The 4804-nt window shown below is 64.9% G+C and carries 5 protein-coding genes and 1 pseudogene; 4 read left to right on the top strand and 2 right to left on the bottom strand.

The annotated features are described in order from the left end of the window. A pseudogene (locus tag ACT4OC_RS09360) lies at window positions 1-130 on the top strand (MarR family transcriptional regulator); the annotation flags it as partial. A 30-nt stretch (window positions 131-160) separates the two neighbouring features. Here ACT4OC_RS09360 and moaB read toward each other — a convergent pair. Then, the gene (gene moaB, locus ACT4OC_RS09355) at window positions 161-721 is read right to left on the bottom strand and encodes a molybdenum cofactor biosynthesis protein B (protein WP_444838694.1); all 561 of its coding nucleotides are present in this window, start codon (window positions 719-721) and stop codon (window positions 161-163) included. A gap of 194 nt (window positions 722-915) precedes the next feature. Further along, on the bottom strand, window positions 916-1851 hold the full coding sequence (ypfJ, locus tag ACT4OC_RS09350) for a KPN_02809 family neutral zinc metallopeptidase (RefSeq protein ID WP_444838693.1): 936 nt from the start codon (window positions 1849-1851) through the stop codon (window positions 916-918). A 277-nt stretch (window positions 1852-2128) separates the two neighbouring features. Here ypfJ and ACT4OC_RS09345 point away from each other — a divergent pair, with 277 nt between their 5' ends. From ACT4OC_RS09345 to ACT4OC_RS09335, 3 genes are all read left to right on the top strand, one after another. Then, window positions 2129-3262 carry a site-specific DNA-methyltransferase gene (locus tag ACT4OC_RS09345; RefSeq protein WP_444838692.1) on the top strand — a complete coding sequence of 378 codons (1134 nt, stop codon included), beginning with the start codon at window positions 2129-2131 and terminating at the stop codon, window positions 3260-3262. 97 nt (window positions 3263-3359) lie between these two features. Further along, a complete protein-coding gene (locus ACT4OC_RS09340) occupies window positions 3360-3686 on the top strand; it encodes a hypothetical protein (RefSeq protein WP_444838691.1) in 327 nt (108 codons plus the stop codon). A 130-nt stretch (window positions 3687-3816) separates the two neighbouring features. Next, entirely contained in the window at window positions 3817-4503 is a 687-nt protein-coding gene (locus ACT4OC_RS09335) for a glutathione S-transferase family protein (protein WP_444838690.1), read from the top strand. Window positions 4504-4804: the final 301 nt, after the last annotated feature.

The following is a 4804-nucleotide window of genomic DNA, read 5'->3' as shown; positions in this document are numbered from 1 at the left end:
GTGGACCCAGAGCATTTTGGTCGCCGCGCGCGGCATCTATGCGCGCGCCGGCTTCGAGCGGGTCAAGGAAGAGAAGCACCACAGTTTTGGCGTCGACCTGGTGGGGGAGACCTGGGAGTTGGAGCTTTAGGCGTCCCCCCGAAATGACGTGGGATGACGGCTAAGCGCTCGCGCCCTTGGCCTTCGGGCGGCGCAAATGTTCATCGAGCCGCGGCATGATCTCGACGAAATTGCAGGGCCGCGTCCGGTAGTCGAGCTGCGCGGCCAAAATGCCGTCCCAGCCGTCGCGGCAGGCGCCGGGCGAACCGGGCAGGCAGAAGATGAAGGTGGCGCCCGCCACACCCGCGGTGGCGCGGCTCTGGATCGTCGATGCCACGATCTTGGCGTGGCTCAGCATGTGGAAGGCGATCGAAAAGCCGTCCATCCGCTTCTCGAACAGCGGCTCGACCGCCTCCGGCGTCACGTCGCGGCCGGTAAAGCCGGTGCCGCCGGTGGTGATCACGGCATCGACGCCCGCGTCCGCGATCCAGCGCCGGATCACCGCGCGGATCGCCTCGACGTCGTCGGTGACGATCTCGCGCGCCGCCAGCTTGTGCCCGGCGGCGGTGAGACGGTCGACCAGCGTCGTGCCGGATTTGTCGTCCGCGAGCGAACGGGTGTCCGACATCGTCAGCACGGCGATGTTGAGGGGAACGAATTGCTTTTCCTGGATTGTCGACATCGTACTTTCTTCTCGTCATGCCCGGGCTTGTCGCCTTCGCTAAAGCTTCGGCGGGCCGAGCGTACACTTGGCCCCGGCGTAGCCGTTAGCGGAGACGGGTCCGGGCCTCCACGTCTTTAGCGTAGCACCGCAACAAAGATAGTGGATGGCCGGGACAAGCCCGGCCATGACGACCACTATGGACGGTGCCAGCACTACAACCGCGCATTGCCGAACGTGTTGCAGGCCGCAACGGTGCCTTCCTTGTAACCGGTCATGAACCACTGCCGGCGCTGCGCCGCCGAGCCGTGGGTGAAGCTGTCGGGCACCACCCTGCCTGTCGCCTGACGTTGCAGCGTATCGTCGCCGATGGCGGTTGCCGTCTTCAGCGCCGCGTCGATGTCGCCGGCCTCGAGGAAGCCCGGCCGCTTCTTCTCCTCGCGGTTGACCCAGACGCCGGACAGGCAGTCGGCCTGCAACTCGACCCGGACCTGCAACGCGTTGGCTTCCGCCTTGCTGCCGGCCTGCTGCTGCGCCCGATTCACGCGCGGCAGGATGCCGAGGACGTTCTGGATGTGGTGGCCGGCCTCATGCGCGATGATGTAGGCCGCGGTGAACTTGCAGGCATTGCCCGAGCAGCCGCGGAAGCGCGTCTCGACCTCGCGGAAGAACGCCGTGTCGAGATAGATGGTGCGGTCCGGCGGGCAATAGAACGGTCCCATCGCCGACTGCGCCATGCCGCAGCGCCCGCCATTGGTGGCGTTGCGGAACAAAACGATCTTGGGGCCGGCATAGGTGCGCCCGTCGGCCTTGAAGATCTCGCTCCAGCGGTCGTCGAGCTCGCCCAGGATGCCGGAGATCATGCTGCCCATCTCGTCGGTCGGCGCGCCGGTCTTGCGCGGGCCCGAGGGGCGATCGGCTTCATAGGTCGGCGCGCGACCGCCACCGCCGGTGAGAATTTCCGCCCCGCCGATCAGGATGCGCGGATCGATGCCGAAGGCGTAGCCGAGCAGGCCGAGCACGATGATGGTGCCGATGCCGAGACCGCCGCCGCCCATCGGAATGCCGAAGCCTCCGCCGCCCATGCCGCCGCCATCCTCGCCGCGACGGTCGTCAATGTTGTCGCTGTGGCGGAAATCATCGTAACGCATGGCGGTTTCCCCTCATTTCGACCCTTGTGCGCTGCAAGCACGGGGCAACGCGGCACAGAAGTAAAATTTCCGTTGCCTTGTTCAATAACCCGCCCGGCAAATATTGCCTAGTGCACCTGAACGCGCATCGCCGCGCCAACTCGCCCGAAGGCGGCGCCGGAGTCGCGAGCGCGCGGCAGGGTTAAGTCGATTTTTACTTTGCCCGGTCAATGTGTCGCCAGTCGGTTGTTTAGTCCCGCGTCGCCGACAGCGTCGCCTGAGTCAGAGTAATTGAGTCATGGTTGTGTCGCGTCGCGGGGCGTCTGCAAGGGCGCCCCGCACTAAATTCGAGTCTGCCTCGAGCCATCGCATCGTCGTCGGCGATTGCGTCGCCGAAATGTCGAAGCTGCCGGCAGGCTGCGTCGATGTCGTCTTCGCAGATCCTCCGTACAATTTGCAGCTCAAGGGCGAGCTCAAGCGTCCCGACGAATCGCACGTCGATGCCGTCAACGACGACTGGGACAAGTTTTCCTCTTTCGCCGCCTACGACGATTTCACCCGCGCCTGGCTGCTCGCCTGCCGCCGCATCATGAAGCCGTCGGCGACGATCTGGGTGATCGGCTCCTATCACAACATCTTCCGCGTCGGCGCCATCATGCAGGACCTCGGCTTCTGGGTGCTGAACGACATCGTCTGGCGCAAGTCCAATCCGATGCCGAACTTCCGCGGCCGCCGCTTCACCAACGCGCACGAAACCATGATCTGGGCCGCGCGTGACGAAAAAGCCAAGGGCTACACCTTCAACTACGAAGCCCTGAAGGCCGCCAACGAGGACGTGCAGGCGCGCTCGGACTGGCTGATCCCGCTCTGCACCGGCGAGGAGCGCCTCAAGGGCAAGGACGGCAAGAAGGTGCACCCGACCCAGAAGCCGGAAGGGCTGCTGGCGCGCGTGCTGCTGTCGTCGTCGAAGCCCGGCGACCTCGTGATCGATCCTTTCAACGGCACCGGCACCACCGGCGCCGTGGCCAAACGTCTCGGCCGCAGCTACGTCGGCTTCGAGCGCGATCCCGCCTATGCCAAGGCGGCGGAGCAACGCATCGCCGCCGTCGAGCCGCTGCCGGAAGCAACCCTTGCTCCCTTCATGACGGCGCGCGAGGCGCCGCGCGTCGCCTTCTCCGAGCTGATCGAGCGCGGCATGATCGCGCCGGGCGCCAGGCTGGTCGACGCCAGGAAGCGCCATGGCGCGCTGGTCCGCGCCGACGGCGCCATCATGCTCGGCGACAAGGTCGGCTCGATCCATCGTATCGGCGCGGTGGCGCAGGGCGCCGAAGCCTGCAACGGCTGGACCTTCTGGCATGTCGAGACCAAGCAGGGCCTCAAGCTGATCGACGAGCTGCGCGCCGAGATCCGCAGCCAGATGGCGGCGGGTTGAGCCCGTCCCGCGCCGTTCACGTCCTTTCGATTTGATTGGCCCCAAGCACCGGACCTAAGGTCGCCGGCAGCGGTTGCTCTTTCGATTGGACCTGCCGATGCGCAAGCGATCCGAGGCGATACTGCTCCTGCCGTTGCTGCCGATCTTCCTGGTCGGCATGTTCCCGATGCTGCTGATCGGCATGCTGGGATCGGCCGGCCTCGTCATCTTCGGCATCCTCCTGATCCGCGTGGCGCTTGCAGGCACCATGGAAGCCCACGGCGACTTCAACCAGGAGATCATCGCCCATGGCTACGCGAGCGGGCCGGAGCGCGCCGCCCAGGCCTCCGACCTTCAATCGGCGACACGGATGGCCGTGCTGCTGCATGCGGCGGGTTTTGCGATGGTCGCCGCCGGCATCGCTGGCCTCTTCCTCGTCGGCTGACCGGCCTCCCGACCGTCAATCACGCACTCGTCGCTTGCGCTGGCTGCAAAAATTTGCGCATGGACGTTCCCGCCCGCGGCAATCGAGCCGCGTCCCGATCCTTCGGGCAACAAGAAATGGGGAAATTTTCATGCTGAAGTTCTATTTCAACGGTTCGCCCAACCCGACCAAGGTGGCGCTGTTCCTCGAGGAGGCAGGCATCGCCTTTCAGCCGATGCCGGTCGACACCCGCAAGGGCGACCAGTTCAAGCCGGAATATCTCGCGGTCAATCCAAACGCCAAGGTGCCCGCCATCGATGACGACGGAGTCAAGGTGTTCGACAGCAACGCTATTCTGCTTTACCTCGCGGAGAAGACCGGCAAGTTTCTGCCGGCGAACACGCCAGCCAACCGCGGCGAATTGCTGTCCTGGCTGATGTTCGTCGCGACCGGCGTCGGCCCGTTCAGCGGCCAGGCCGTCCACTTCAAGCATTTCGCGCCGGAAAAAGTCGACTACGCCCATAATCGCTACCAGTTCGAGGCGCAGCGGCATTTCGCAATCCTCAACGATCACCTCGCCGAGCGCCGTTACGTGGTTGGCGACACCTACACCATCGTGGACATGGACGTGTGGGGCTGGGCGCGGATGATACCGTTCATCCTCGGCGAGGAAGCGGTCGCGAAATATCCGAACATCAAGCGGCTGGTGGACGAAATCACCGCGCGGCCGGCGGCGGCCAAGGCGATGGCGCTGAAGGACAAGTTCACCTTCAAGGCCGAGATGGACGACGAGGCGCGCAGCAACATGTTCCGCCATCTCAAGACCAGGGCGGCGTGATCCTTGCCGTCATTCCGGGACACGCGCTCGCGCGTGGACCCGGAATCCCGAAATTATTGGAGATGCCGTAGGGTGGGCAAAGGCGCACAGCGCCGTGCCCACCTTCGTATGCACCGGCGCAAGAAAGGTGGGCACGCTCCGAGACTGGGCAAGTATTCTGCGGCTAAGTTGCGATACTGAATCGGACGCGGTTGATCGCTGAGTTTTGCCCTGATTTGGCTGAGAAGCGCCCCATGAAGGCGGTAATGCGGCCCAGAGCGGGCGTGACAACGCGCAGAACGCGCAAAATCGCACTCCCGTC

Origin of the sequence: Bradyrhizobium sp., from assembly GCF_052389815.1 — a bacterium.
Taxonomy (GTDB): domain Bacteria; phylum Pseudomonadota; class Alphaproteobacteria; order Rhizobiales; family Xanthobacteraceae; genus Bradyrhizobium.
This window is presented reverse-complemented; position numbering and strand designations above follow the sequence as displayed.